At 67.1% G+C, this 26,672-nt stretch carries 23 protein-coding genes; 19 read left to right on the forward strand and 4 right to left on the reverse strand.

Annotation, left to right across the window (positions count from 1 at the left end):
* Positions 1-21 precede the first annotated feature (21 nt).
* The 6 genes from boxB (at position 22) to AC3WPZ_RS12865 (ending at position 7,028) form a co-directional block, all read left to right on the forward strand.
* Positions 22-1,449, forward strand: a complete 1,428-nt coding sequence (gene boxB, locus AC3WPZ_RS12840; protein ID WP_382323418.1) for a benzoyl-CoA 2,3-epoxidase subunit BoxB — start codon at positions 22-24, stop codon at positions 1,447-1,449.
* A 70-nt stretch (positions 1,450-1,519) separates the two neighbouring features.
* Positions 1,520-2,821, forward strand: a complete 1,302-nt coding sequence (gene boxA, locus AC3WPZ_RS12845; RefSeq protein WP_382323419.1) for a benzoyl-CoA 2,3-epoxidase subunit BoxA — start codon at positions 1,520-1,522, stop codon at positions 2,819-2,821.
* 255 nt (positions 2,822-3,076) lie between these two features.
* Positions 3,077-3,694, forward strand: a complete 618-nt coding sequence (locus AC3WPZ_RS12850) for a DUF3305 domain-containing protein (RefSeq protein ID WP_382323420.1) — start codon at positions 3,077-3,079, stop codon at positions 3,692-3,694.
* A gap of 2 nt (positions 3,695-3,696) precedes the next feature.
* Entirely contained in the window at positions 3,697-4,374 is a 678-nt protein-coding gene (locus AC3WPZ_RS12855; RefSeq protein WP_382323421.1) for a DUF3306 domain-containing protein, read from the forward strand.
* Positions 4,334-6,403, forward strand: a complete 2,070-nt coding sequence (locus AC3WPZ_RS12860) for a 4Fe-4S binding protein (protein WP_492439914.1) — start codon at positions 4,334-4,336, stop codon at positions 6,401-6,403. Before AC3WPZ_RS12855 ends, AC3WPZ_RS12860 begins: the two co-directional genes overlap by 41 nt.
* Before the next feature lies 1 nt (position 6,404).
* Positions 6,405-7,028 carry a TorD/DmsD family molecular chaperone gene (locus AC3WPZ_RS12865; RefSeq protein WP_382327281.1) on the forward strand — a complete coding sequence of 208 codons (624 nt, stop codon included), beginning with the start codon at positions 6,405-6,407 and terminating at the stop codon, positions 7,026-7,028.
* 415 nt (positions 7,029-7,443) lie between these two features.
* On the opposite strand, the gene AC3WPZ_RS12870 is transcribed toward AC3WPZ_RS12865, so the two are convergent.
* Positions 7,444-9,552: a sensor histidine kinase gene (locus AC3WPZ_RS12870; protein ID WP_492439915.1), complete on the reverse strand. Its 2,109-nt coding sequence runs from the start codon at positions 9,550-9,552 to the stop codon at positions 7,444-7,446.
* Positions 9,553-9,568: 16 nt separating this feature from the next.
* Positions 9,569-10,951 carry a sigma-54-dependent transcriptional regulator gene (locus AC3WPZ_RS12875; protein WP_382323425.1) on the reverse strand — a complete coding sequence of 461 codons (1,383 nt, stop codon included), beginning with the start codon at positions 10,949-10,951 and terminating at the stop codon, positions 9,569-9,571.
* A gap of 422 nt (positions 10,952-11,373) precedes the next feature.
* Between AC3WPZ_RS12875 and AC3WPZ_RS12880 the strand changes: the two genes are divergently transcribed.
* The 10 genes from AC3WPZ_RS12880 to AC3WPZ_RS12925 all read left to right on the forward strand — a co-directional run bounded on the left by AC3WPZ_RS12880 (position 11,374) and on the right by AC3WPZ_RS12925 (position 21,765).
* Entirely contained in the window at positions 11,374-11,607 is a 234-nt protein-coding gene (locus AC3WPZ_RS12880) for a formate dehydrogenase (protein WP_382323426.1), read from the forward strand.
* 19 nt (positions 11,608-11,626) lie between these two features.
* Positions 11,627-14,605: a formate dehydrogenase subunit alpha gene (locus tag AC3WPZ_RS12885; RefSeq protein WP_492439917.1), complete on the forward strand. Its 2,979-nt coding sequence runs from the start codon at positions 11,627-11,629 to the stop codon at positions 14,603-14,605.
* 15 nt (positions 14,606-14,620) lie between these two features.
* The gene (fdh3B, locus tag AC3WPZ_RS12890) at positions 14,621-15,223 is read left to right on the forward strand and encodes a formate dehydrogenase FDH3 subunit beta (protein WP_291115509.1); all 603 of its coding nucleotides are present in this window, start codon (positions 14,621-14,623) and stop codon (positions 15,221-15,223) included.
* Positions 15,220-15,474 (forward strand): hypothetical protein, encoded by a 255-nt coding sequence (locus tag AC3WPZ_RS12895; RefSeq protein WP_291115507.1) that lies wholly within the window; start codon positions 15,220-15,222, stop codon positions 15,472-15,474. The genes fdh3B and AC3WPZ_RS12895 overlap by 4 nt, the downstream gene beginning before the upstream one ends.
* Before the next feature lie 10 nt (positions 15,475-15,484).
* On the forward strand, positions 15,485-16,720 hold the full coding sequence (locus AC3WPZ_RS12900) for a formate dehydrogenase subunit gamma (protein WP_492439919.1): 1,236 nt from the start codon (positions 15,485-15,487) through the stop codon (positions 16,718-16,720).
* Positions 16,721-16,746: 26 nt separating this feature from the next.
* Positions 16,747-17,133 (forward strand): hypothetical protein, encoded by a 387-nt coding sequence (locus tag AC3WPZ_RS12905; RefSeq protein WP_382323427.1) that lies wholly within the window; start codon positions 16,747-16,749, stop codon positions 17,131-17,133.
* Positions 17,134-17,203: 70 nt separating this feature from the next.
* Positions 17,204-18,067, forward strand: a complete 864-nt coding sequence (locus AC3WPZ_RS12910) for a formate dehydrogenase accessory sulfurtransferase FdhD (RefSeq protein ID WP_382323428.1) — start codon at positions 17,204-17,206, stop codon at positions 18,065-18,067.
* A gap of 62 nt (positions 18,068-18,129) precedes the next feature.
* Positions 18,130-18,762: a uracil phosphoribosyltransferase gene (gene upp, locus AC3WPZ_RS12915; protein WP_382323429.1), complete on the forward strand. Its 633-nt coding sequence runs from the start codon at positions 18,130-18,132 to the stop codon at positions 18,760-18,762.
* Positions 18,763-18,796: 34 nt separating this feature from the next.
* Entirely contained in the window at positions 18,797-21,340 is a 2,544-nt protein-coding gene (locus tag AC3WPZ_RS12920) for an ABC transporter permease (protein WP_492439921.1), read from the forward strand.
* 8 nt (positions 21,341-21,348) lie between these two features.
* On the forward strand, positions 21,349-21,765 hold the full coding sequence (locus tag AC3WPZ_RS12925) for a group II truncated hemoglobin (RefSeq protein ID WP_382323430.1): 417 nt from the start codon (positions 21,349-21,351) through the stop codon (positions 21,763-21,765).
* A 4-nt stretch (positions 21,766-21,769) separates the two neighbouring features.
* On the opposite strand, the gene AC3WPZ_RS12930 is transcribed toward AC3WPZ_RS12925, so the two are convergent.
* Both AC3WPZ_RS12930 and AC3WPZ_RS12935 read right to left on the reverse strand, forming a co-directional pair.
* Positions 21,770-22,168: a VOC family protein gene (locus AC3WPZ_RS12930; RefSeq protein WP_382323431.1), complete on the reverse strand. Its 399-nt coding sequence runs from the start codon at positions 22,166-22,168 to the stop codon at positions 21,770-21,772.
* A gap of 42 nt (positions 22,169-22,210) precedes the next feature.
* Positions 22,211-22,855, reverse strand: coding sequence for a Smr/MutS family protein (locus AC3WPZ_RS12935; protein WP_492439924.1), 645 nt, complete (start codon positions 22,853-22,855; stop codon positions 22,211-22,213).
* A 155-nt stretch (positions 22,856-23,010) separates the two neighbouring features.
* Between AC3WPZ_RS12935 and AC3WPZ_RS12940 the strand changes: the two genes are divergently transcribed.
* From AC3WPZ_RS12940 to rarD, 3 genes are all read left to right on the forward strand, one after another.
* The gene (locus AC3WPZ_RS12940) at positions 23,011-23,970 is read left to right on the forward strand and encodes a diiron oxygenase (RefSeq protein ID WP_492439926.1); all 960 of its coding nucleotides are present in this window, start codon (positions 23,011-23,013) and stop codon (positions 23,968-23,970) included.
* A gap of 84 nt (positions 23,971-24,054) precedes the next feature.
* Entirely contained in the window at positions 24,055-25,701 is a 1,647-nt protein-coding gene (gene asnB, locus AC3WPZ_RS12945; protein ID WP_492439928.1) for an asparagine synthase B, read from the forward strand.
* An 18-nt stretch (positions 25,702-25,719) separates the two neighbouring features.
* Positions 25,720-26,664, forward strand: coding sequence for an EamA family transporter RarD (gene rarD / locus AC3WPZ_RS12950; RefSeq protein ID WP_492439930.1), 945 nt, complete (start codon positions 25,720-25,722; stop codon positions 26,662-26,664).
* Positions 26,665-26,672: the final 8 nt, after the last annotated feature.

Here is a 26,672-nt window from a genome sequence, read left to right on the forward strand (position 1 = left end):
CCGAACCCGAGGAAGCACGACATGAGCTCGATCAACTACAGCGAGAAGATCCCCAACAACGTCAACCTCAGCGAAGACCGCACGCTGCAGCGCGCGCTCGAAGGCTGGCAGCCCAACTTCATCAACTGGTGGGACGACGTGGGCCCCGAGGGTTCGACCAACCACGAGGTCTACCTGCGCACCGCGGTCAGCGTGGACCCGCAAGGCTGGGCCCAGTTCGGCCACGTGAAGATGCGCGACTACCGTTGGGGCATCTTCCTGAACCCGGGCGACGCCGAGCGCAAGGTGCACTTCGGCGACCACCTGGGTGAAAAGGCCTGGCAGGACGTGCCCGGCGAACACCGCGCCAACCTGCGCCGCATCATCGTCACGCAAGGCGACACCGAGCCCGCGTCGGTCGAGCAGCAGCGCCACCTGGGCCTGACCGCGCCCAGCATGTACGACCTGCGCAACCTGTTCCAGATCAACGTGGAAGAGGGCCGCCACCTATGGGCCATGGTCTACCTGCTGCACAAGCACTTCGGTCGCGACGGCCGCGAAGAGGCCGAGGCGCTGCTGCAGCGCACCTCGGGCAGCCAGGACAACCCGCGCATCCTGGGCGCGTTCAACGAGAAGACGCCAGACTGGCTGGCCTTCTTCATGTTCACCTACTTCACCGACCGCGACGGCAAGTTCCAGCTGTCGGCCCTGGCCGAATCCGCGTTCGACCCGCTGGCCCGCACGACCAAGTTCATGCTGACCGAAGAAGCCCACCACATGTTCGTGGGCGAGAGCGGCGTCTCGCGCGTGCTCACGCGCACCGCGCAGGTGATGAACGAACTCAAGACCGACGACGCGCAGAAGGTGCGTGCCGCCGGCGCCATCGACCTGGGCACCATCCAGCGTTACCTGAACTTCCACTACAGCGTCACCATCGACCTGTTCGGCGCCGACCAGTCGAGCAACGCCGCCATCTTCTACAGCTCGGGCCTCAAGGGCCGCTACGAAGAAGGCAAGCGCACCGACGACCACGTGCTCAAGGGCCAGACCTACAAGGTGCTCGAAGTGAAGGACGGCCAGCTCGTCGAGAAGGACGTGCCCATGCTCAACGCGCTCAACGAAGTGCTGCGCGACGACTTCATCGCCGACTCCGTGGCTGGCGTGAACCGCTGGAACAAGGTGCTGGAAAAAGCCGGTATCCCCACGCGCCTGACCGTGCCGCACAAGGCCTTCAACCGCCAGATCGGCGCGCTCGCGGGCATCAAGATGTCGCCCGAAGGCCGCGTGGTGAGCGAGGCCGAGTGGGCCGCGAAGAAGAGCGAATGGCTGCCGACGCCGGAAGACTTCGCTTTCGTCGCCTCGCTCATGGGCCGCGTGGTCGACCCCGGCAAGTTCGCCGGCTGGATCGCGCCGCCCGTGATGGGCATCAACCGCCAGCCGGTGGATTTCGAATACGTCCGGTTTGGTTGAACCTCTGCGCGCCGCACCCCGCGGCGCGCCCCTCTCTCCTACACTGTCTCGACCGCATGGAGACACCATCATGAACGCTGTTGCCGAAGCCGCTGTCATCAAGCAGCACCTGATCGACCCCGAGATCTGCATCCGCTGCAACACCTGCGAAGCGATCTGCCCGGTGCAGGCGATCACGCACGACAACCTCAACTACGTGGTCGACGCGTCCAAGTGCAACCTGTGCATGGACTGCATCTCGCCGTGCCCCACGGGCTCGATCGACAACTGGCGCATGATGCCGCGCGTGCGGGCCTACACGACCGCCGAGCAGCTCACCTGGGAATCGCTGCCGGCCGAGCTGCCGCCCGAAGAGCTCGAAGGCCTGGCCGATGCCGATGCCGACGTGTCCGTGGCCGCGCCGCCCGCCGCCGCGCCCGCGGTGGCGAAAGACCCCAGCGGTGAGGAGGCCTTCAACTCGTCGGCCTTCGGCGCGACGCTGCCGCCCTGGTCGGCCGCGCACGCCTACAGCAACCTCTACGGTCCCAAGGCCACGCAGAAGACCGTGACCGCCACCGTGGTGGGCAATGTGCGCGTGACCGAAGTCGGCAAGACCGCCGGCAGCGACTACGACACCCACCACATCGTGCTCGATTTCGGCGCCATGCCCTTCCCGGTGCTGGAAGGCCAGAGCATCGGCGTCGTGCCGCCGGGCGTGGACGACATCGGCCGCCGTCACCACGCGCGCCAGTACTCCATCGCCAGCCCGCGCAACGGCGAGCGCCCGGGGTACAACAACCTGTCGCTCACCATCAAGCGCGTGCTCGAAGACCACGACGGCGAACCGGTGCGTGGCGTGGCGAGCAATTACATGTGCGATCTCAAGGTGGGCGACAAGGTGGAGGTGATCGGGCCGTTCGGCACCAGCTTCCTCATGCCCAACCACCCGCGCTCGAACATCGTGATGATCTGCACCGGCACCGGCAGTGCGCCCATGCGCGCCATGACCGAGTGGCGCCGGCGCCTGCGCGCCTCGGGCAAGTTCGAAGGCGGCAAGCTGCTGCTGTTCTTCGGCGCGCGCACGCAGGAAGAGCTGCCGTACTTCGGCCCGCTGCAGAGCCTGCCCAAGGATTTCATCGACACCAACTTCGCGTTCAGCCGCACGCCCGGTCAGCCCAAGCGCTACGTGCAGGACGTGATGCGCGAGCGCGCGGCCGACCTGGCCGTGCTGCTGCAGGACCCGAACACGTATTTCTATGTGTGCGGCCTCAAGAGCATGGAAGAGGGCGTGGTGCTCGCGTTGCGCGATGTGGCGCAGGGCGCTGGCCTGAATTGGGAAACGATCGGCGGCGCGTTGAAGCGCGAAGGACGCCTGCACCTCGAGACGTACTGAGTTGCGTTTCGCGTTGGCGTGGCGGCGGTCGGTGGCGACCGGGTGGCCCGCCTCCGCGAATGTCCTCCGGCGGCTGGTGCCGCCTCCCCCTTGACTTCGCTGCGGCGGGCCACCCGGTCACCACCGACCTTCGGGCTGGCGTTGCACTCAGGGTTTCCCCGCGCATGTCACACCGTGGGGCGGGGAGAAACGCCCGAAGGGGTACTTCTCCCAGGGGTATGGCTTACAGTCGGTCTCCGTATGCAGATCGAACATATGTCGTCCCCCACCCGCAGCCGACCCGCCATCGAGGTCGATGTGGTGATGCGGCGCGAGCCGGTGAGTGGGCCCATGAGCCGCTGGCAGGCCTGGCGCTGGGTGCTGGCCGACGTGATGGTGCGCAGCGATCCCGACGAGACCGGCCCGGCACCCGAGCACGAGAGCCACGAACCGCAGGCGGTCGAGCCCGTGAACACCCAGGGCGTCGACGCGCAGGCCACGCACTGGCTGTTCCCGCGTTTTCGTGTCGAACTGTTCCGCGACGACGCCGAGGGTTACTTCCTCAACCTCAACAGCCCGAACCCCTGCTTCTGGGTGTTCTGGCGCGCTGACGAAGCGCGCCTGCTCGACGGCGAGCCCATGGCGGTGCCGCAGATCGTCACGCTGAGTTACCACGATGCCGGCCGCTGGCTCGACGCGCAGGAGCGCGTGGACCAGGTCGCCGCGCCCGACGAGGTGGTGGGCTGGCTGCGCGCTTTTGTGGACACCACCTACCAGCCCGAACCCAAGCGCCGCAAGCGGCCCGACAGCTTCAAGCCGCTGACCGACCGCTTCGGCCAACCCGTACGCATCAGCACCAGCAAGCTGCGTGGCGGTGGGCCGCCCGGAGAGTGAGCATGGCCGCCGAAGACGACAGCAGCAATTTCTTCTCGCGCTGGTCGCGCCGCAAGGTGCAGGTGCGCAGTGGCGAGCCCCTGCCGCCCGAGCCGCCCGCCCCACCCGTGGCCCCGGTCGCGGCCGCGGCCGCGGTGGTGGCGCCGCCGATGCCTGAGCTGGTGACCGCGCCCGCCGAAACACCTGCCGAGCCGCCACCCGCGCTCACGCTGGACGACGTGGCCCGCCTCACGCCCGAATCGGACTACTCGGCCTTCGTCGCGCGCGACGTGCCTGCCGACGTGCGCAACGCCGCCGTGAAGAAGCTGTTCACCGACCCGCACTACAACGTGATGGACGGGCTGGACATCTACATCGACGACTACTCCCAGCCCAGCCCCATCACGGCCGCCGAGATGGCCAAGATGGTGGGCGCGCAGTTCCTCAAGCTGGTGGACGACCCCAACGAGCCCAAGCCCGCCGCCGCCACCGCCACACCGGCCACCGATACACCACCCGACACAACGGCCGCCGAACAGGCCGAAGCCAACGACGCCGTCGACGACGCCCCTGTCGCCGCCGACCCCCGCGAGCCCACTGCTGCCGCCCACGACGCGGCACCCCACGATGACCACGCTGATCTGCAATTGCAACCAGACGATGTCCCTGAACCCCCAGGTTCTGGGCGACGCGCTGGATGAAGACCTGAGCCTGCACACCACGCTGTGCCGCCGCGACGCGCCCGCTTTCCAGAAGGCCTGCCGCAGCAAGGATGAGCTCGTGGTGGCCTGCACGCAGGAAAGCCGGCTCTTCACCGAACTCTCGGAACAGACCGAGGGCGCGGTGCCGCTGGACGTGCGGCCGATCCATTTCGTGAACATCCGCGAGACCGGCGGCTGGGGCCGCGAAGGCGCGCAGGCCATGCCGAAGATGGCCGCGCTGCTGGCGGCGGCGCGCCTGCCCGATCCCGAGCCGGTGCCCACCGTCACCTACCACAGCGCGGGGCGCCTGCTGATCATCGGCGCGCTGGACGAGAGCGAGCGCATCGCCGGCTTGGTGGGCGACGTGCTCGAGGTCAGCCTCCTGGCCACGGGCGGGCAGGGCATGCAGGCGCGGCGTTACCCCGTGATCGCGGGCGCGCTGGAGCAGGTACAAGGCTGGCTGGGCGCGTTCGACGTGCAATGGCGCAGCGACAACCCGATCGACCTCGACCTCTGCACGCGTTGCAACGCCTGCGTGGCGGCCTGCCCGGAAGGCGCCATCGGCCTGGACTACCAGATCGACCTGGCCAAGTGCCAGGACCACCGCGCCTGCGTGAAGGCCTGCGAGGCCGTGGGTGCGATCAACTTCCAGCGCGAGCCGCAGACCCACAGCGAGCGCTTCGACATCGTGCTCGACCTGCGCGACGCTCCCGCCTTCACCCAGCACGCGCACCCGCAGGGCTACTTCCACCTGCGCGGCGGCCTGCAGGCCGAGGCCGCCATGGCCACCGTCGTGCAACTGCGCGACCTGGTCGGCGAGTTCGAGAAACCCAAGTTCTTCACCTACAAGCAGAAGCTGTGCGCGCACGGCCGCAACGAGACCGTGGGCTGCAACGCCTGCGTGGAGATCTGCTCGGCGCTGGCGATCCGCAGCGAGATCAAGCGCAACCAGATCGTCGTCAACCCCAACCTCTGCGTGGGCTGCGGCGCCTGCACCACGGTGTGCCCCACCGGCGCGCTGTCGTACGCCTACCCGCGAGCGAGCGAGCAGGGCGTGAAGCTGCGCACCCTGCTGGCCACCTACGCCAAGGCCGGCGGCAAAGACGCCGCCGTGCTGCTGCACAGCGAGGAAGCGGGCGGCGCGCTCATCGGTGAACTCGGGCGCGCGGCCTCGCTGGACAAGAAGGCCGTGCGCGGTGTGCCCGCGCGCGCGATCCCGGTGCCGCTGTGGCACACCGCCTCCATCGGGCTGGACGTGTGGCTCTCCGCCTTCGCCTATGGCGCCTCGCAGGTCTGGGTGCTGATGACCGGCGACGAAGCGCCGCAGTACCGCGACGCGGTGCGCGCGCAGATGGACGTGGCGCAGGCCATCGTGAGCGGCCTGGGCTACGGCGGCCGTCATTTCCGCCTGATCGAAGCGAAGGACGTGAAGGCGCTGGACGCCGAGCTCGGCGACGCACCGGCGCAGACCGTGAAGCGCCGCGGAACCTTCGCCATCCAGGCCGAAAAGCGCGCGACCGTGGAACTCGCGCTCGACCACCTGATGCAGGACAGCGCGGTCCAGCGCGCGCCGATGGACGCCATCGCGCTGCCCGGCGCGTCCTTGCTCGGCACGATCGCGGTCAACAAGGACACCTGCACCCTGTGCCTGAGCTGCGTGAGCGCCTGCCCGGCCAGCGCCTTGCAAGACAACACCGAGCGCCCGCAGCTGCGCTTCATCGAAAAGAACTGCGTGCAGTGCGGCCTGTGCGCCAGCACCTGTCCGGAGGACGCGATCACGCTGCAACCGCGTCTCCTGCTGGGTGAGCAGCGCAAGCAGTTGCGCGTGCTCAACGAGGCTCAGCCGTACCACTGCATCCGCTGTGCCAAGCCTTTTGGCACGCTCAAGGGCATCGAGGTGATGCTGGCCAAGCTCTCGGGCCATGCGATGTTCCAGGGCGAGGCCTTGGAGCGCCTGAAGATGTGCGGCGACTGCCGCGTGGTGGACCTGTATTCCAACCCGGGTGAGACCCGGATTCACGATGTCTGACATGAACAACGCCATTCCCGTCTCGTCGTCTTCCGCGCTGGACGAAGAAACCGCCCGTGCCGAGGTGTACGGCCTGCTGGCGGCGCTGTATTACGCGCCGCCGCCGGCGGAGCTGATGGCGCAGCTGCGCGTGGCGGTGACCGAGGCGCCGGCGGCCGGCGGTTTTCTGGAGGAGCCGTGGCGCGAGGTGGTGGCGGCTGCGCGTGCGCTGAGCGATGAGGCGGTGGCGGCGGAGTACGACGCGCTGTTCGGTGGTGTGGGCAAGCCGGATGTGTTCGTGTTCGGTTCGCACTACCTCAGCGGTTTCCTGAACGAGAAACCGTTGGCGGCCTTGCGCAACGATCTGGCGGCGCTGGGTCTGGCGCGCGACGAGACGATGCCGGAGACGGAGGACCACATCGCTTACCTCTGTGAAGTGATGCGTTATCTGATCGCGGGTGACGAGGTGGAGGTGGCCAACCTCACGCAACAGCAGAAGTTCTTCACCACGCATCTGCAGCCGTGGGTACTGCAGATGTGCGATGCGATTGCCGGGCATCCCAAGGCTTCTTTTTATGCGGCCTTGGCTGGGTTCACCCGGGCTTTTGTCAACGTCGAGGCGCAGGGCTTCGATATGTTGGCCTGAGTTTCTCCTAGGCGTTTCGCTCTGCCGGGTTGGCGGGGTCGGGTGGTCCGGTCATGCTGGCGCCGGCCGCTCGCGGGAGACTGCCCGTGTCCGCTCACACCACTTCGTCAACACCGGGTGGGCGCGCAAGCTTTTGTGGCAACCGCGAATGGGGCCGGCGCCCTCATGCCCAAACCACCCGCCCCCATGAGATGGTGGCGCGCCAAGCTGGGTGTGCCTGCGTTGTTTCGCAGGCCGGTGGCGGCGTCCGAATGCGCAGGCCCCCATTCGCGGTTGCCACAGAGCCTGCGCGCCGTCCCGGTGTTGACGAAGTGGTGTATGCGGACCCGGGCAGACGTCCGTGAGCAGGGCCGGAGCATTCGGATCCCGCCACCGGCCTGACGCGAGGTCGACGAGCGAAAAACCAAAAAGAAACTCAGAGCCCCCCAGGCCGCCCATCCCGGGTAGGCGCAGCCTCAGGCGCATGAGGTTCCGTCAACAAAGCCACGCAAAAAGAAGCACCGGAACCAGCAGAGAGGTTCTCGGCCGTGATGTGCCCCCCATAGCGCTCCACCAGGCCCTGACTGATCCACAACCCCAACCCATTCCCATCGTTCTTCGTCGTGAAAAACGGCCGGAACAAACGCTCCAGCACCTCGGCGGAAAGACCCGGGCCACTGTCCTGCACCCACAACCTCACACCCCCGCGCCCCAACTCATCCACCCAATCCCGCGTCACCAACCGCAACACCCCACCCTGCGCCATCGCCTGAATCGCGTTGATCAACAAATTGATCACCACCTGCTGCAACTCCTGCCGATTGCAACCCGCGCGCCGCGCCGCCTGCAGATCCCGCTCCACGCGAATGTGCGTCTGCGCCAGCAGATGCCCCACCAGCACCAGACAGTCTTCCATCGTCCGGTTGATGTCCAGCGTCTCCACATACCCCGCGTACTCCGTCGGCCGCGCGTACTGCAACAACTGCGTCACGATGATGCGCATGCGCTCCACCTGCTCGTCCAGCAACTTCAGCTCCGACGCCACCGGCCGGCTCGCCGCCCCCAGCGTCTCGCGCATCAGATCCAGATTGCCCTGCATCACCGCGATCGGGTTGTTGATCTCGTGCGCGATGCTCGCCGTCAGCTGACCGATCGCCGCCAGCTTCTCGCTCTTCACCAACTGCTGCTGCGCCAGTTGCAACGACGCGTTGCTCGCCTCCAGCTCCGCCGTGCGCTCCGCCACCTTGTGGTCCAGCTCCTCGCCCCAGCGCTGCAAGGCCGCCGTCTTGTCGTCGATCACGTCCAGCAACTCGTCCAGATGGCCCGCCAACGCGCCCAGCTCGTCGCGCGCCGAAATCTCGCCCACGCGCGCGCCCGACTGGCCTTCCTCCACCAGCTGCATCGTGCGGTTCATGCGCTGCACCGGCTGGAAAATGCTGCGCGCCCAGCGCAGCGAGAACCAGGCCGAGAGCGCCATCACGCCCAGGAAGATCAGGCCCATCACCCCCAGCATCGCGTAGCGCACCAGCCGGAACGGCGCCTCCAGGTACCCCACGTACAACATGCCGATGCGCTGGTCGTGCGCGTCCAGCAAGGGCTCGTAGGCCGAGACGTACCAGTCGTTCACCACGAAGGCGCGGTCCAGCCAGGTCTGGCCCCGGCCCAGCACCGCGTCGCGCACCGTCTGCGACACGCGTGTGCCGATCGCGCGCTGGTCCTGGAACAGGCGCACGTTGGTGGTGATGCGCACATCGTCCATGAACAGCGTGGCCGTGCCCTGGCTGCCGAACGGCAAGGAGCCTTCGGGGTACACGATGCGGTTGATGTGGTCGATGAAATCCAGGTTCTGGTTCAGCAGCAGGCCGCCCGCGAGCAGCGCGATCGTCTGGCCCGCCGCGTCGCGCACCGGGTGGGTGGCCAGCATCACCATGGCGCGGTGCTCGGCCTCGCGCGTGTCGGGCGCGGCGTTGCGCGTGGCCACCAGCGAAATGCGCAGGCGCGGCGAGAGGTGCGGCGCCAGGGCCTCCAGTTCTTCCGGCTCCAGCACCAGCAATCGCGCGCGCGCGGCCGAGCGGCCGTTGTCGCTCACCGAACCCCCGAGCGCGGGGGGCATGAGCGGGATCGGCGCGCTCGCATCCGCGTTGCTCAGCCCGGCGGGCACCGCGCGCGCCAGCGGCTGGCCTTGTGGCGTGTAGAGCAGCAGGAAGTCCAGCCCGAGCCGTTCGCGGGCCAACGCCAGTTGCTCGCTCACGTCGCGCCGGTCCGTGGGGTTCGCGGGCCGCAGCGCGGTGTAGAGCGCCTGTGAGCCGGCCACGCCCTGTGTGCCCGAGCCGACCTCGCTGAGCACCTGCTCGAAGTAACCGTGCGCCACCGCCAGGTCGCTGCGCACCTTGGTGATCAGCAGCCGGTCGTAGGCCACGTTGCCCCACAGGGCCAGCGCCAGCACCAGCATCGGGAACGCCAGCAACAGCGGCAGCAGCGCCATCGCCAGCAGCTTGTTGCGGACCGAGCCGGCCAGCCAGCGGGGGGCGCGCCAGAAGCTCATGCGCAGGGTGTCGGTGTCATGTCGCGCCCCATTCGGCCACGCGGCGTTCCAGTGTGCGGCGCGAGACGCCGAGCAATTGCGCCGCGCGCGTCTTGTCGCCCTGCACCGAATCGAGCACCGAGAGAATGTGCATCTTCTCCAGCGTGTGCAGATCGGTGGGCGCGGCGCTGCTGGCCTCGGGGCGGCGGGTCTGGCCCGGGTACAGCGCCGACACGTTGAGGCTGCCCAGGATCAGCGAGCGCTCGATCAGATTGCGCAGCTCGCGCACGTTGCCGGGCCAGTCGTACTGGCGCAGGAAGTCCATCTCGGGTTCGCTGATGACCAGGGGCTCCACGCCGAGCGAGGGCGCGAGCTGGGCGATGAAGTGCGCCACGAGTTCGGCGATGTCGTCCTTGTGCTCGCGCAGCGGCGGCAGCGTGAGGTCCACCACCTGCAGGCGGAAGTAGAGGTCCTTGCGGAAGCGGCCGGCCGCCACCTCCTCGCTGAGCTGGCGGTTGGTGGCGGCGACGATGCGCAGGTTCAGCGGCACCAGCTGTTCGCTGCCCACCGGGCGGATGTTGAGGTCTTCGATCGCGCGCAGCAGCGTGGCCTGGATGGACAGCGGCAGCTCGGCGATCTCGTCGAGGAACAGCGTGCCGCCCTGCGCGTAGTGGAACAGGCCGTCGCGCGCGCGCGTGGCGCCGCTGAACGCGCCCTTGGCGTGGCCGAACAGCTCGCTCTCGATCAGCTCGGGCGAGACCGCCGCGCAGTTGACCGGCACGAAGGGGCCGCCCGCGCGGCTGCTGAGCGCGTGCAGCTCGCGCGCCACCAGCTCCTTGCCGGTGCCCGACTCGCCCTGCAGCAGCACGGTGCTGTTGACCGGGGCCACGCGCGCGATCGACTCGCGCAGATGCTGCATGGCCGGCGAGGCACCGACCAGCGCCGCGCGCCCGGGCGCGCTGGTGACCACCGCGCGGCGCAGCACGAAGTTCTCGCGCCGCAGGCGCGAGCGCTCGTAGCAGTGCTTCACCGCGTTGAGGATCTGCGGCACGCGAAACGGTTTGAGGATGAAGTCCGACGCGCCCGCGCGCAGCGCTTCGATGGCGGTGTCCAGGTCGGCGAAGGCGGTGATCAGGATCACCTCGCCGGTGAAGCCCTGTTCGCGCAACTCCTTGAGCCAGACCACGCCGCTCTTGCCGGGCAGCGAGATGTCGAGGATCACCAGGTCCACGTGGTGGCCGCGCAGCCACTGCGCGCCGTCCTCGGCGCTGGAGGCGCTCATCACGAAGTGGCAGCGCGGTGCCAGCGTCTTGACGAGGAAGTTGAGCATGCCCTGTTCGTCGTCGACGATCAGGATCGACCAGTCGGGCCAACCCTCCAGGGTTCTTTCGGGCGAGGGGGGAAGAAAGGGGGTGTCCACCCCGAAGGATTCTACGGAGTAAGCCTACGAAATCACTGGGGTATTGGCGCATTTCCGACCCCGCGCGCGGGAGGGCGGTCGCGACAATTTGTCGCATCGACGATGGACAGTTTGACGGTCCACGCCAGCGCGTAATGGATTCGTTCCATGGGTTATCCCTAGGCCGTGAAGCGCATCGCCCCGCAACCCCCCGGGGTCCGTGCGAGGGGTGGTCCACGCCGGCACCATGGCACGGTTCTGGCTATGAATTCGGAAGCGCGGCAGCATGCTGCGCTGCGACATGCGGCGATGAGAACCGATCGCATTTCACGCGGAGGGCGCCCTTATGGATGGCTTGCATAGGGGGTGGGGGCCGGTTAGATTCGACGTATGCAAAAGGCCCGCATGTTGTGATGCGGGACCGAACCCCACAGGAGACATGCATGAACAAGTCCCCACGATCCACGCCCGAAGAAGGCCGTCCGAACCTCAAGCGCCGCACTCTGTTTGCGGGCGCGTCCACCGTGGGCGCGCTGGCCGCCGCGGCCACCCTGTTGCCCCGCGTCGCGCCTGAAGACGCGGCCGCCGTGGCCGAGCCCAAGCCGGCGCCCACCAAGGGCGGTGGTTACTCGCTGAGCGATCACGTCAAGCAGTACTACCAGACCACCCGCATCTGAGCGAACAGGAGCGCCTCCCATGTTGCTGACCAAAAAATCCCCGTCGGGTGCGCACGCTTCGCGCGCACCCTCTTCCACGTCCTCCGGCTTCGTGCACCGCCTGCAGCGTGGCCTGTCGACGGCCCTGCCCACCATGGACCGCCGCGCCTTCCTGCGCCGCTCGGGCCTGGGTGTGGGCGTCGGCCTGGCCGCGAGCCAGCTCACGCTGGTGAAGAAGGCCGAGGCCGCGTCGGGCGGCAAGTCCATCGACGGCACCGGCAAGATCGAGGTCAAGCGCACCGTCTGCACGCACTGCTCGGTGGGCTGCGCGGCCGATGCCATCGTGGAGAACGGCGTCTGGGTGCGCCAGGAACCGGTGTTCGACTCCCCCATCAACCTCGGTGCGCACTGCGCCAAGGGCGCATCGCTGCGCGAGCACGGCCACGGCGAGTACCGCCTGCGTTACCCGATGAAGCTGGTGAACGGCAAGTACCAGCGCATCAGCTGGGACACCGCGCTCAACGAGATCACCGCGAAGATGAAGGAACTGCGCGAGGCCAGCGGCCCCGACTCGGTGTACTTCATCGGCTCCTCCAAGCACAGCAACGAACAGGCGTACCTCATGCGCAAGTTCGTGAGCTTCTGGGGCACCAACAACTGCGACCACCAGGCGCGCATCTGCCACTCCACCACGGTGGCCGGCGTGGCGAACACCTGGGGTTATGGCGCCATGACCAACTCGTACAACGACATGCAGAACAGCAAGTGCGCGTTGTACATCGGCTCCAACGCCGCCGAGGCGCACCCGGTCTCCATGCTGCACATGCTGCACGCCAAGGAAACCGGCTGCAAGATGATCGTGGTGGATCCGCGCTTCACCCGCACCGCGGCCAAGGCCGACGAGTACGTGCGCATCCGCTCCGGCACCGACATCCCCTTCCTCTTCGGCGTGCTGTACCACGTCTTCAAGAACGGCTGGGAAGACAAGCAGTACATCAACGACCGCGTCTACGGCATGGAAGCCGTCAAGGCCGACGTGATGGCGAAGTGGACGCCGGCGGCCGTGGAAGAGGCCTGCGGCGTCAAGGAAGAGCAGATGTTCAAGGTGGCCAAGATGCTGGCCGAAGCCAAGCCGGCCACCATCGTCTGGTGCATGGGCCAGACGCAGCACACCATCGGCAACGCCATGGTGCGCGCCTCGTGCATCCTGCAGCTGGCGCTGGGCAACGTGGGCAAGAGCGGTGGCGGCACCAACATCTTCCGCGGCCACGACAACGTGCAGGGCGCGACCGACGTCGGCCCCAACCCCGACTCGCTGCCCGGCTACTACGGCCTGGCCGCCGGCTCGTGGCGCCACTTCGCCAACGCCTGGGGCGTGGACTACGAGTGGATCAAGAAACAGTACGCCGACGGCACGATGGAGAAGCCCGGCATCACGGTCTCGCGCTGGATCGACGGCGTGCTCGAGAACAACGAGCTGATCGACCAGGGCCCGAACCTGCGCGGCGTGTTCTATTGGGGCCATGCGCCCAACTCGCAGACCCGCGGTCTGGAGATGAAGCGCGCGATGGACAAGCTGGACCTGCTGGTGGTGGTGGACCCGTACCCCTCGGCCACCGCCTCGATGGCTGCCATGCCCGGCAAGCCCGAGGACCTCAACCCCAACCGCGCGGTGTACCTGCTGCCGGCGGCCACGCAGTTCGAGACCAGCGGTTCCTGCACCGCGTCCAACCGCTCGCTGCAGTGGCGCGAGAAGGTCATCGACCCGCTGTGGGAGAGCCGCAGCGACCACATGATCATGCACCAGTTCGCTGAAAAACTCGGCTTCGCCACCGAGCTCAGCAAGAACTACAAGATGCAGAAGATCAAAGGCCTGGACGAGCCCATGCCCGAAGACATCCTGCGCGAGATCAACAAGTCGGTCTGGACCATCGGCTACACCGGCCAGAGCCCGGAGCGCCTCAAGGCCCACATGCGCAACATGAACGCCTTCGACGTGAAGACGCTCAAAGCCAAGGGCAAGGTGGTGGACAAGGAAACCGGCTACGACATGACCGGCGACTACTTCGGCCTGCCCTGGCCCTGCTACGGCACGCCGCAGATCAAGCACCCCGGCTCACCCAACCTGTACGACACCTCCAAGCACGTGATGGAAGGCGGCGGCAACTTCCGCGCCAACTTCGGCGTGGAGCGCGAGGGCAAGTCCCTGCTGGCCGAAGACGGTTCCTACTCGGTCGGTTCGGAGATCACCACCGGCTATCCCGAGTTCGACCACGTGCTGCTCAAGAAGCTGGGCTGGTGGGCCGACCTCAGCGAGGCCGAGCAGAAGGCCGCCGAGGGCAAGAACTGGAAGACCGACCCGACCGGCGCCATCATCCGCGTGGCCATGGCCCACGGCTGCCACCCGTTCGGCAACGCCAAGGCGCGCGCCGTGGTGTGGAACTTCCCCGATGCCGTGCCGCAGCACCGCGAGCCGATCTACGGCACGCGCCCGGACCTGATCGCCAAGTACCCGACCCACGACGACCGCAAGACCGTCTGGCGCCTGCCCATCCTCTACAAGTCGCTCCAGCAGAAAAACGTGGACGACAAGATGCACGAGAAATTCCCGCTCATCATGACCTCGGGCCGCCTGGTCGAGTACGAGGGCGGTGGCGAGGAAACGCGGTCCAACCCCTGGCTGGCCGAACTGCAGCAGGAGATGTTCGTCGAGATCAACCCGAAGGCGGCGGCCGAGCGTGGTGTGCGCAACGGCGAGCGCGTGTGGGTCAACACCCCGACCGGCGCGCGCCTGAACGTGCAGGCGCTGGTGACCGAGCGCGTGGGACCCGACACGGTGTGGCTGCCGTTCCACTTCTCGGGCCGCTGGCAGGGCGTGGACATGAAGCCCTACTACCCCGACGGCGCCTTCCCCGTGGTGCGCGGCGAGGCCGTCAACACCGGCACGACCTACGGTTACGACATCGTCACGATGATGCAGGAAACCAAGACCACGATCTGCAACGTCGAAAAAGCATAAGACCAGGAGCACCACATGGCACGAATGAAATTCATCTGTGACGCCGAACGCTGCATCGAATGCAACGGCTGCGTCACCGCCTGCAAGAACGAGCACGAGGTGCCCTGGGGCGTGAACCGCCGCCGCGTGGTCACGCTCAACGACGGCATTCCGGGCGAGAAGTCGATCTCGGTGGCCTGCATGCACTGCAGCGACGCGCCCTGCATGGCGGTCTGCCCGGTCAACTGCTTCTACCGCACCGACGAAGGCGTGGTGCTGCACGACAAGGACGTCTGCATCGGCTGCGGCTACTGCTCCTACGCCTGCCCGTTCGGCGCGCCGCAGTTCCCTTCGCAGGGCACCTTCGGCGTGCGCGGCAAGATGGACAAGTGCACCTTCTGCGCCGGCGGCCCCGAGGCCCACGGCAGCCAGAGCGAGTTCGAGAAGTACGGCCGCAACCGCCTGGCCGAAGGCAAGCTGCCGGCCTGCGCCGAGATGTGCTCGACCAAGGCCCTGCTCGCCGGTGACGGCGACGTGGTGGCCGACATCTTCCGCAACCGCGTGCTGCAACGCGGCAAGGGCGCCGAAGTCTGGGGCTGGGGCACCGCGTACGGCACCGCACAAGGGACCAAGTCATGATGCGCCGCTTCGCACTCACCACCACCGTGGCCGCCGCCTTGCTCGCGCTCACCGCCTGCGGCGAGAAACCGCAGGAAATGAACGCGGCCGGCGTCAAGCAGGACAGCGCGCCGTACCAGGGCGTGGGCAGCAGCCAGTACGCCAACACCAACTGGAAGGCGGGCGACAAGACCAGCTGGGAACAGCAGCTCAAGACGCGCGCGCAGTACGGCCAGAACGACTACACCCGCATGGGCGGCAACAAACCCTGAGGCCCCCACCATGTACAGCCTCCTGACTCAAGGCCTGCGCCACCTGGCGTCGCCCAAGGTGTGGTGCATGGCGCTGCTGACGCTGAGCGCGGCCTGGGCCAATGCCCAGACGCTCAAGGTGGAGCCACCGCAGGAAGACCCGGCGCCCGCCGGCGCGGCCGCACCGGCCAGTGGCCAGATGGGTGGCATCAAGGGCGCCAACATCTTCGAGATCGCACCCGACGCGAACAAGGACCCGAAGTACCCGGAGCAGACCAACGCCGAACGCGGCAAGGTGCAGCCCGGCAACAACGCGCCGATGTGGCGCGACGTGGGCAAGGGCGTGACCGGCTATTCCAGCCTGCCGTACCCCGAGGCCGGCAACCTGATCCAGCCGTTCGTGAACTACCCCGGCGCGCGCCTGACCAACGCGGGCGAAGCCTGGCGGCAGGTGCGCAACCAGTGGATCATTCCCTACGGCGGCTCGGTGCTGCTCATCGTCGCGGTCGCCATCGCGCTGTTCTATTTCGCCAAGGGCGCGATCCCCGTGCACGGTCAGCCCACCGGCCGCGTGATCGAGCGCTTCACCTACTTCGAGCGCGCCGCGCACTGGGTCAACGCCATCGCCTTCGTGGCGCTGGCGGTCTCCGGCATCATCATGGCCTTCGGCAAGTTCTTCCTGCTGCCCATCATCGGCAGCACGCTGTTCGGCTGGCTGACCTACGCGCTGAAGAACCTGCACAACTTCGCCGGGCCGCTGTTCGCGGTGTCGCTGGTGGTGGTGATCCTCACCTTCATCAAGGACAACCTGCCGGCCAAGGAAGACATCACCTGGCTGCTCAAGGGCGGTGGCCTGTTCAGCGGCCAGGAAGTGCCTTCGCACCGCTTCAACGCGGGCGAGAAGGTGGTGTTCTGGGCCGGCGTGTTCTTCTTCGGCCTGATCGTGGTGGGCTCGGGCCTGTTCCTGGACAAATTGCTGCCCTCGGTGGACTACACGCGCGGCAACATGCAGATCGCGCACATGATCCACGCCAGTGCCGCGGTGCTGATGATGGCGCTGTTCATGGGCCACATCTACCTGGGCACGATCGGCATGAAGGGCGCCTACAAGGCCATGAAGACCGGCTACGTGGACGAGACCTGGGCCAGGGAACACCACGAACTCTGGTACGACGACATCAAGGCCGGCAAGATCCCCGCGCAACGCACGGCGGGCCCGGTGGACGCGGCCAGCGCGGCCGAGGCCTCGCGCGCCGTCAAGGCCTGAACACAACGAGACAACGAGGACAACCCATGAAACGCAGCCTCCTGTGCCTGACCCTGCTGCTGGCCGCCACGGCCCACGCCAAGCTGCCCGCGCCCCCGCCGCCGACGGAAGAGGCCAAGGCCAAGGCCGCCGAAGCGGCGGCCAAGACGGCCTGGGCCGCCAAGGTCGATGGCTACAAGCTGTGCGCCTACATGGACAAGGCCGCCGCCAATTACTTCAAGACCGCCGCGGCCACCGGCAAGAGCGTGCCACCGGCGACGGCCAATGCCCCGGCCTGCACCGACCCGGGCCCCTTCGCCTACACCGCCCCCAAACCGATCGAGGCTGCGGGTGCCCACTCACCGGCGGAAACCGCCAAGGGCCCACCGAGCACGAACACCCCCGCCGCGGTGACCACGCCGGCCAAGAAATAAACCGCTTTCCCTGTCTTGCCATGGGCCGCACCCTCGGGTGGCGGCCCTTTTCATGCGGTAGTCTTCGCCCATGCCCCTGTTGCCCCAACTGACCCAGGCGCGCGCGCCGCTGACCCGTGAAGTCGAGGTCATGAACGAGCACGGCGCGCGCGAGACCATCTCCATCCCCGCCGAGCGCGACCTCACGGTCTACGTGGACAAGCGCGAGCTGGTCACGCTCATGACGCTGGGCGCGCAGCCCGAGTGGCTGGTGCTGGGCTACCTGCTCAACCAGCGGCTCATCGCTTCGGTGGAGGAGGTCGAATCCATCACCGTGGACTGGGACGTGAACGCCGCGTCGGTCAAGACCCGGCACGGCATCGACCGCATCGAGGAGCGCACCTCCAAACGCGTGGTCACCACCGGCTGCGGCCAGGGCAGCGTGTTCGGCAACCTCATGGACGAGATCGACAGCATCCGCCTGCCCGACGAGGCCGGGCTGACGCAGTCGCAGCTCTACGCCATCGTCAACGCGATCCGGCTCAAGGAGAGCACCTACAAGTCGGCCGGCTCGGTGCACGCCTGCGCGCTGTTTCATGGGCAGGAGCTGCAGCTGTTCGTGGAAGACGTGGGCCGCCACAACGCGGTGGACACGATCGCGGGCTGGATGGCTCTGCAATCGGACGCGCCTACGGGCGAGAAGATTTTCTATACCACTGGCCGCCTCACCAGCGAGATGGTGATCAAGTCGGCCCAGATGGGCGTGGCGGTGGTGGTCTCGCGCAGCGGCATCACGCAGATGGGGCTGGACGTGGCCTTGCGCGTGGGCCTGTGCGCCATCGGCCGCGCCACCAACCAGCGCTTCCTGTGTTACGCCAACCCCCAGCGCCTGGTGCTGGACGCGGTGCCGCCGGCCGCGCCCGTGGCCCGTGAGCGCGCCGCCCCCGCGTCCTGAAGCGGCGGCGCCCGCGCGTTCGGGCATAAACTCGGATCACCCCCCTCCGAGAGACCCCTCCCATGAGCCGAGACGTCCACGTCATTGACCACCCCCTGGTGCAGCACAAGCTCACCCTCATGCGCCGCAAGGACACCAGCACCAAGAGCTTCCGCGAACTCGTGCACGAGCTCAGCGCCCTGCTGGCCTACGAGATCACGCGCGACATGCCGATGCAGGAGATCGAGATCGAGACCCCGCTGGAGAAGATGACCTCGCGCGTCATCGACGGCAAGAAGGTGGTTCTGGCCTCCATCCTGCGCGCGGGCAACGGTTTCCTGGACGGCATGCTGCAGGTGATCCCGGGCGCGCGCGTCGGCCACATCGGCCTGTACCGCGACCCCGCCACCCTCAAGGCGGTGGAGTACTACTTCAAGATGCCGCACGACATGCACGAACGCGACGTGATCGTGCTCGACCCCATGCTCGCCACCGGCAACTCCGCCGTGAGCGCGGTGGACCGGCTCAAGAAGACGAACCCGCGCTCGATCCGCTTCGTCTGTCTGGTGACCTGCCCCGAAGGCCTCAAGACCTTCCACGACGCCCACCCCGACGTGCCGGTCTACACCCCCGCCGTGGACCGCGGGCTGAACGAACACGGTTACATCGTCCCGGGTCTGGGCGACGCGGGCGACCGAATCTTTGGGACGAAGTGAACCAGTCGGGCCGCGCGCGCTCGAACCCCGCACCATGACACCGCCCACCCCCTCCTTGCCCATCCGCTTCTGGACCCTGGGCTGGTCCTCCCTGGTCCGCGACTGGCGCGCCGGCGAACTGCGCCTGCTGATGCTCGCCGTCACCCTCGCGGTGGCCGCGCTCACGGCGGTGGGTTTCTTCGCCGACCGCTTGCAGGGCGGCCTCACGCGTGACGCCAGCGCGCTGCTCGGCGGCGACGCGGTGATCAGCAGCGACCACGTGCCGCCGCCCTCGTTCGAGGCCCGGGCGCGCGAACTGGGCCTGAGCACCACGCAGACGCTGGGCTTTCCCACCATGGGCCGCGCGCGCGAAGAAGAAGGCGGTGCCGCGCGCCTGGTGGCGCTCAAGGCCGTGGGTGAGGGCTACCCGCTGCGCGGCAGCCTGCGCGTGGCCGAGGCCCAGGGCGGGCCCGACAGCGCCACCCGCGAGATTCCCGCCCCCGGCACCGTGTGGGTGGACGAAGCCCTGCTGGTCGCGCTCGACCTGAAGATGGGCCACACGCTGCTGCTGGGCGACTCGGCGCTCACCATCGCGCGCCTCATCACGGTCGAACCCGATCGGGGCGCCGGCTTCATGAGCTTCGCGCCGCGCGTCATGCTCAACGCGGCCGACCTGCCCGCCACCGGCCTGGTGCAGCCCGCCAGCCGCCTGACCTACCGCCTGGCCGTGATCGGCAACGAGGCTCGCGTGGCCGATTTCAGCCACTGGGCCACGAAGGCCATGGAGCAGCCCGACGTGCGCGGCATGCGGCTGGAGTCGCTCGAAGGCGGCCGGCCCGAGATGCAGCAGACGCTGGGGCGCGCCGAAAAATTCCTCAACCTCGTGGCCCTGCTGGCCGCGCTGCTGTGCGCCGTGGCCGTGGCGATCGCCGCGCGCGGCTTCGCCCAGCGCCACCTGGACGACTGCGCCATGCTGCGCGTGCTCGGCCTGTCGCAGGGCACCATGGCGCGCGCCTACACGCTCGAATTCGCGCTCATCGGCCTGTTCGCCAGCGCCCTGGGCGTGGCCATCGGCTACGCGGTGCACCACGCCTTCGTGCTGCTGCTGGCCGGGCTGGTCGAAGCCAGCCTGCCCGCGCCCAGCATCGCGCCGGTGCTGCTCGGCCTGGGCATGGGCCTCACGCTCATGATGGCCTTTGGCCTGCCGCCAGTGCTGCAGCTGGCCCAGGTGCCGCCGCTGCGCGTGATCCGCCGCGACGTGGGCCAGCTCAAGCCCGCCACCCTGGCCGTGCTGGGCCTGGGCGTGGCCGGTTTTGCCGCGCTGCTGCTCGCGGCCAGCCGCGACCTGCTGCTCGGCGCCATCGCCGTGGGCGGCTTCGCGGGCGCGGTGCTGCTGTTCGCCGCCGCCAGCTACGCGGCGGTGCGCGTGCTGCGCGCCAGCGTGAACGAAGCCACCGCGCCGCGCGCGCTCGTCATGGCCACGCGCCAGCTCTCGGCGCGCCCGGCCTATGCCGTGGTGCAGATCAGCGCGCTCGCCGTCGGCCTGCTGGCCCTGGTGCTGCTGGTGCTGCTGCGCACCGACCTCATCTCCAGCTGGCGCAACGCCACGCCGCCCGACGCGCCCAACCGCTTCGTCATCAACGTGCAGCCCGACCAGGGCGAGGCGTTCCAGCAGGCGCTGCGGCAGGCCGGGGTGCAGCGCTACGACTGGTACCCCATGATCCGGGGCCGGCTGGTCACCATCAACGGCAAGGCCGTGGTGCCCGAAGACTTCACCGAAGACCGCGCGCAGCGCCTGGTGGACCGCGAGTTCAACCTCTCCAACTCCGCCACCGTGCCTGAGCACAACCCCGTGATCGCCGGCCGCTGGACCGACAACGAGCCCGATGCGCTGAGCGTGGAAGAAGGCCTGGCCGAAGAACTCGGCCTCAAGCTCGGCGACCGCCTGGGCTTCGACATCGCGGGTCAGGTGACCGAAGGCCGCATCACCAGCCTGCGCAAGGTGGACTGGGGCTCGATGCGGGTGAACTTCTTCGTGGTGTTCCCGGTGGCCCAGGTGCCCGACGTGCCGCTGAGCTACATCAGCGCGTTCCGCGCGCCCGAGCCCACGAACGGTTTCGACAACGGGCTGGTGCGCCAGTTTCCCAACATCACCAACGTCGACATGAGCCAGACCATCGCCCAGGTGCAGCGCGTGCTGGGCCAGGTCATCAGCGCGGTGGAATTCCTGTTCGCCTTCACGCTCGCGGCCGGTCTGGTGGTGCTGCTCTCGGCCGTCACGGCCACACGCGGCGAGCGCGAGCGCGAGTTCGCCATCCTGCGCGCCGTGGGCGCGGGCTCGAAGCTGCTGCGCCAGGTGCAGCGCATCGAGCTGCTCGGCGTGGGCCTGCTGGCGGGCTTCCTGGCCTCGGCCGTGGCGGTCGCGGTGGGCTGGGCGCTGGCGCGCTTCGTGTTCCAGTTCTCGTGGACGGCTTCGCCCTGGGTGCCGCTGGGCGGCGCCGTCGCGGGCGCCTTGCTGGCGCTGCTGGCGGGCTGGTGGGGGCTGCGCAGCGTGCTGCGCACGCCGGTGGTGGAAACCTTGCGCAAGGCAGCAGTCTGAACAACGGCATGAGCGATCTGATTCAACCCCAGGAACCCACGCAGCACGCCACGCCCTTCGACTGGATCGGCGGCGAGGGCCAGGTGCGCGCACTCGTCGACCGCTTCTACGACCTCATGGACATCGAGCCGCGCTACCGCGAACTGCGCGCCGCGCACGGCAACTCGCTGGACAGCGCGCGCCAGAAACTGTTCTGGTTCCTCTGCGGCTGGCTCGGCGGCCCGCAGCACTACACCGAGCAGTTCGGCCACCCGCGGCTGCGCATGCGGCACATGCCGTTCGCCATCGGCATCATCGAGCGCGACCAGTGGCTGGCCTGCATGGACCAGGCCATGGGCGAGACCGGCGTGGACGCGCCGCTGCGCGAGCGGCTCAAGACCAGCTTCTTCCAGACCGCGGACTGGATGCGCAACTCGCCGGGCTAGCGTCTCAACCCGCGGCGGCCAGCTGCGGGATGTCCTCGTGCAGGCACAGGTAGTTGCCTTCGGTGTCCTTGAACCACGCGGCCTTCTCGGCGCCGAGCACGCACACGTGGTCCACGGTCTTGAAGTCCGGGAAGTCGTAGTCCTCGAACACCACGCCGGCCTGCTTCAGCTTCGCGATGGTGGCCGCGATGTCCGCCACCTGGAAGCTGATCGCCGTGTGCTCGGCCTTGGTGCCTTCGGGCTTGGGGAACAGCGCCAGGGTGCTGCCGCCCACCCGGTACACGAATTTGCCATCCGGTCGGGAGCCGCCGGGCACCAGCCCGAGCCCTCCTTCGTAGAACTTGCGGGCCCGTGCCATGTCGACGACGGGGAGCATGGTGGTCACTGCAGCGTTGGCCAGCATATGCGGTCCTTTCCAACAGCGGGCATGCAGTATGGACCTGCGTCAGCCCGAGCGCAACAGCACCACCAGCGCGCCGGCGCCGCCCTCGGCCGGGCGCGCCTGCACGAAGGCGATCACCTCCTTCTTCTGCACCAGCCAGCGCAGCACGCGGTTCTTCAGCACCGGGGTGCGCCCGGGCGAGCCCAGGCCCTTGCCGTGCACCACGCGCACGCAGCGCAGGCCGGCCAGGTGGGCCTCGCGGATGAAACGGCCCAGGGCCTCGCGGGCTTCGTCGGTGCGCAGGCCATGCAGGTCGATCTGGCGCTGGATGCTCCAGCGGCCCTCGCGCAGCTTGCGCACGATCTCCGGCCCCAGGCCCGGGCGGCGGTAGCTCAGCAACTCGTCGGTGTGCAGCAGGGTCTCGACATCGAACTCATCCGACAGCGCCTCGCGCATCACCGAGGCTTCGTCGCGCTGGCGCTGCAGGGGCAAGGGGTCCACCGGCACTGGGCGCGGCTCGATGTGGCCCCGGTGGGGCAGGCGTTGCACCGGGCCCACCGCCAGCTCGAACAGCCGGTGCTCGCGCTCGCGGCGGGCCGCGGCCAGGCGTTCGGCCTCGCGCTCGGCGGTTTCTCGCGCGCGGCCCTCGGCCAGCGCGTTGCGGATGGCCTTGAGTTCGCCGAGGGTGGTCGCCTTCATGTCCGCCATTGGGGCGCCAGGGCCGTCGCCTTACAAGACATTTCTATATCCATCGGCTGCATGAATGCTTCATTAAAAGTAGTAATAAGTATTTATTAAAAATATATATACGCAAAATATGATTTATAAAGTAGTACTTTATAAGACCAAAAAGGAGGTTCTACTTGACATCAGGTTCCCAGTATCTCCGCTATGGCGGGGCTGCGTACGACAAAACTTCAGACGCCTTGATGGCGCGATTCGTCGACAGCTGGTACGCGCGAGCGACAGTGCGACGGCCATGGGTTTGGGAGCCGGCCCTCGATCCCGAAGCGCCTGACTTCGTGACGGCGCTGCTGCCCTTCCGGGATGACCCTGCCTTTCATCAATGTCCGCAGCACCTTCAGTCCGCGTGCCTGTCGGCGGCTTGGCTGGTCTACAGCCACAAGACGATCTCGATCGAGACGCAGATCATCATTCCTGCCTGTCTCGACCTAATGCAACTGAGCACGTCTCACCGACTGTCGGATCGCGAGTTGAGCGCGGTCGCAGAAACCATCACCGATGAAGGCTTTCACACGCTCGTGGCGGCCGAGTTGTGCCGGATGACCTCGTCCTTCCGAGGCATCGACGTGCGCATGCCCGCGTTCGATCTCACCTTGCGGCTGGACGAGCAGCAGCGCGAGATCGCGGACACCCGCCGCTTCGCTCTCGTGCGCTTGGCCTACGCGACCGTATCGGAGATCTTCATCAGCGACTACCTATCGCTTTTGAGCGAGGCTGACGATATCCAGCCCCTGTTCCGCACCGCCGTAGCGCTGCACAAGGCCGATGAGGTTTGTCACAAGCGCCTATTCCCGATGCTGGTGCGGCCGGTCGTGCAGGACTGCAGCGCCGATGAGAGGGCGTTGTTCGTGCGTTCGCTCTACGAGGCCCAATCCGCCTTCGCCAGCCGGGAAACGCGCCTATGGGCAGATGTGTTGGATCAGCTCTACCGAGGCCTTCCCGATAGTGACGGCCTGCGCCCGCCGCAATGTACCGAACAGTACGGTAGTGGCGACTTCGAGGGCGTGGCGGACCTAGTGTCCGAGCTGGGGCTGACGAGGCCCAATCTTCTCGAGGTGCGCGCTTCATCGATTGCCTGAGCCCCCGCTGATCAGGCGGGCACTTTACGCACCGCCACTTTCCGTTTGCGTTAACCCCCAATTGTGTTCGAGGAGAACCGAGGCATGTGTTCCATTTTTGGCATTTTCAATCCCGCAGTTTCCGAGCGGGAGGCGCGGCGGATCGCGGTAGATCAGTCCAATCTCATGATCCACCGCGGGCCCGACTCGCACGGCGTCTTCTCATGTCCGGGCGGCGTCCTAGTACACAACCGCATCTCGATCGTCGATGTGTTTACCGGTGGCCAACCTCTCTACAGCCAGGACCGATCGGTCGCACTCGTGGCCAACGGCGAGATCTACAACCACCACGAGATCCGTCAGACGTTCGCGCAGTACCCTTTCGCAACAGCGTCGGACTGCGAGGCCATCCTAGCTGCGTACATGGAAGAAGGCGTGGCCTGCCTGCAGCGCCTGCGGGGCATGTTCGCTTTCGCCATCCTGGACCAACGCACCGGGACCTACTTGATCGGCCGGGATCACATGGGCATCCTCTCCCTCTACTACGGCCATGACGCCAGTGGCGCCCTGTACGTGGCCTCAGAGATGAAAGCCTTGGTGGGCGTGTGCGAGCGCATCGAGATCCTTCCACCCGGGCACTACCTGAATAGTGCATCGCCGGCGCCTGTCCGATACTACGAACGGGATTGGCAGAACTTCGAGGGCGTGAGCGGCTGGTCGAGCGAAGTCGCGGCCTTGCGCGAGGCGCTGGAGGAGTCGGTCGAGTCGCACATGATGTCAGATGTGTCGTTCGGCTTGTTGCTGTCGGGCGGACTCGATTCGTCGCTGGTGTCCAGCATCGCGGTCCGCAAGTACGTTCAAGCCGGTGGCCGGGCGTCGGACCTGTGCTCCTTCTCCATTGGCCTGGAGGGATCGCCCGACCTTGCCGCCGCGCGTGAGATGGCCGCCTTTCTCGGCACCCGCCACTTCGAGCACGTCTACACGATCGAAGAAGGTTTCGACGCCATTCGGAAGACCATCTGGCACATCGAGTCGTACGACGTGACGACGGTCAGGGCGTCGACGCCGATGCAGATGCTGGCGAGGAAGATTCGCGGCAATGGCGTGAAGGTCGTGCTCACCGGTGACGGATCCGACGAGGCCTTCGGAGGCTATCTGTACTTCCACAAGGCACCGGGTCCTCGCGAGCTTCATGAGGAGTGCCTTCGGAAACTGTCGATGATGCATCTCTATGACTGCCTGAGGGTCAACAAGACCCTGCTGTCCTGGGGCGTGGAACCCCGGGTGCCCTTCCTGGACCGGCGGTTCCTTGACGTGGCGATGCGTATCGACCCCCACTTCAAGATGTGCGGTGACGGTAGGATGGAAAAGCACATCCTGCGCGAGACCTTTGCCGACTACTTGCCGCCCAGCATCGCATGGCGTCAGAAGGAGCAGTCGTCCGATGGTGTCGGTTATGGGTGGATCGATGGCTTGAAGGCCATGGCCGCGCAGGCAGTGACGGATCGCGCGCTGCAAGCGGCGGGGCACCGCTTCCCCCACAACACCCCAGGGTCCAAGGAGGCCTACCTGTACCGCTCCATCTTCGAGGAGCTCTTCCCGCATCGATCGGCGGTGTTTTGCGCACCTGGCGGCAAGTCGGCGGGCAACGCTACCGAGGCAGCTAGTGCCTGGCTGAGAGGGCAATTGATCGACGATCCTTCCGGTCGCGCGGTGATTGGCATCCACGCGAGCGCCATGGTGGCCCACTGAGGCTTCGAGGAAAACGCCATGCAAAACCCAAACGAACAGCAGAACATCGGCCTGGGTATCCATGCCGGTGTCGGTGCCTCTCTCATATGGGGCACATACCCCTTGTGGTACCGGCCGCTCTCCCATATTCATACTTATGAGTTGCTGGCCAACCGGATCCTGTGGTCCATCGTGTTTCTGATGCCCCTGCTGTTCTTCGTCTATCGCAAGGGTGTGCAGTTTCGGCAACTCGTTAGAGACGTCACCAAGCTGCCTATCGTGGCCATCTGCGCCGCCATCCTGGCCGTCTGGTGGTTTCTTTATATGTACTGCGTAACTAACAACCGCGTGCTGGAGGCGGGTCTCGGGTACTATCTCGGGCCCATCTTCACCGTGGTGATGGGCATGGTGTTCCTGAGGGAGCGCATCGACCGCTGGTCGGCGGCATCGGTGTTGGTTTCTTTTGCGGGCATTGGGTACTACGCCATCGCCACCCAAGGCAGCTTTCCGTTCTTAGCCATCGGCCTCGGCCTGTGCTACGCGGGCTATACGGTCTACAAGCGTGCCAACGTCAACTTTGATGCGCAGGTTTCGGTCGCCCTCGAGTTGCTTGCCTTACTGCCGGCGGCGATGCTCATATTCGCGCACTACGCACAACAGGGCTCCTTGCAGTCCTTCCGGACCACCAGCCTGACCGACAACGTCCTGCTGTTCATGCTCGGAGTGATCAACGTGTTGCCCATGTGGTGGTACACGGTGGCCACGCGAAACTTGCCCACCGTGCCTATGAGCTTTCTCCAGTACATCTCACCTACCTGCAATTTCCTGCTGGCCGTGTTCTGGTTCGCCGAGCCTTTCTCGCGGCACTCCCTCATCATGTTCCTGCTGGTGTGGGTGGGTGTGGGCATCTACACCGTAAGGACGATCCACCGCATGCGCAGCGCCCGCGCATCACTGCCGCCAGGAATGCGGCCCGTGCGATGAGTCAGTCT

The sequence above is a fragment of the Hydrogenophaga sp. FW305-3-2-15-A-LB1 genome, assembly GCF_058787875.1.

Coding starts and splice junctions, on each gene's coding strand:
- upp (WP_382323429.1), top strand. CDS start 18,130: ATGAGCCGAGACGTCCACGTCATTGACCACCCCCTGGTGCAGCACAAG.
- rarD (WP_492439930.1), top strand. CDS start 25,720: ATGCAAAACCCAAACGAACAGCAGAACATCGGCCTGGGTATCCATGCC.
- AC3WPZ_RS12900 (WP_492439919.1), top strand. CDS start 15,485: ATGTACAGCCTCCTGACTCAAGGCCTGCGCCACCTGGCGTCGCCCAAG.
- AC3WPZ_RS12870 (WP_492439915.1), bottom strand. CDS start 9,552: ATGAGCTTCTGGCGCGCCCCCCGCTGGCTGGCCGGCTCGGTCCGCAAC.
- boxB (WP_382323418.1), top strand. CDS start 22: ATGAGCTCGATCAACTACAGCGAGAAGATCCCCAACAACGTCAACCTC.
- boxA (WP_382323419.1), top strand. CDS start 1,520: ATGAACGCTGTTGCCGAAGCCGCTGTCATCAAGCAGCACCTGATCGAC.
- AC3WPZ_RS12850 (WP_382323420.1), top strand. CDS start 3,077: ATGTCGTCCCCCACCCGCAGCCGACCCGCCATCGAGGTCGATGTGGTG.
- AC3WPZ_RS12855 (WP_382323421.1), top strand. CDS start 3,697: ATGGCCGCCGAAGACGACAGCAGCAATTTCTTCTCGCGCTGGTCGCGC.
- AC3WPZ_RS12925 (WP_382323430.1), top strand. CDS start 21,349: ATGAGCGATCTGATTCAACCCCAGGAACCCACGCAGCACGCCACGCCC.
- AC3WPZ_RS12860 (WP_492439914.1), top strand. CDS start 4,334: ATGTCCCTGAACCCCCAGGTTCTGGGCGACGCGCTGGATGAAGACCTG.
- AC3WPZ_RS12895 (WP_291115507.1), top strand. CDS start 15,220: ATGATGCGCCGCTTCGCACTCACCACCACCGTGGCCGCCGCCTTGCTC.
- AC3WPZ_RS12880 (WP_382323426.1), top strand. CDS start 11,374: ATGAACAAGTCCCCACGATCCACGCCCGAAGAAGGCCGTCCGAACCTC.
- asnB (WP_492439928.1), top strand. CDS start 24,055: ATGTGTTCCATTTTTGGCATTTTCAATCCCGCAGTTTCCGAGCGGGAG.
- AC3WPZ_RS12905 (WP_382323427.1), top strand. CDS start 16,747: ATGAAACGCAGCCTCCTGTGCCTGACCCTGCTGCTGGCCGCCACGGCC.
- AC3WPZ_RS12865 (WP_382327281.1), top strand. CDS start 6,405: ATGAACAACGCCATTCCCGTCTCGTCGTCTTCCGCGCTGGACGAAGAA.
- AC3WPZ_RS12910 (WP_382323428.1), top strand. CDS start 17,204: ATGCCCCTGTTGCCCCAACTGACCCAGGCGCGCGCGCCGCTGACCCGT.
- AC3WPZ_RS12885 (WP_492439917.1), top strand. CDS start 11,627: ATGTTGCTGACCAAAAAATCCCCGTCGGGTGCGCACGCTTCGCGCGCA.
- fdh3B (WP_291115509.1), top strand. CDS start 14,621: ATGGCACGAATGAAATTCATCTGTGACGCCGAACGCTGCATCGAATGC.
- AC3WPZ_RS12920 (WP_492439921.1), top strand. CDS start 18,797: ATGACACCGCCCACCCCCTCCTTGCCCATCCGCTTCTGGACCCTGGGC.
- AC3WPZ_RS12935 (WP_492439924.1), bottom strand. CDS start 22,855: ATGGCGGACATGAAGGCGACCACCCTCGGCGAACTCAAGGCCATCCGC.
- AC3WPZ_RS12930 (WP_382323431.1), bottom strand. CDS start 22,168: ATGCTGGCCAACGCTGCAGTGACCACCATGCTCCCCGTCGTCGACATG.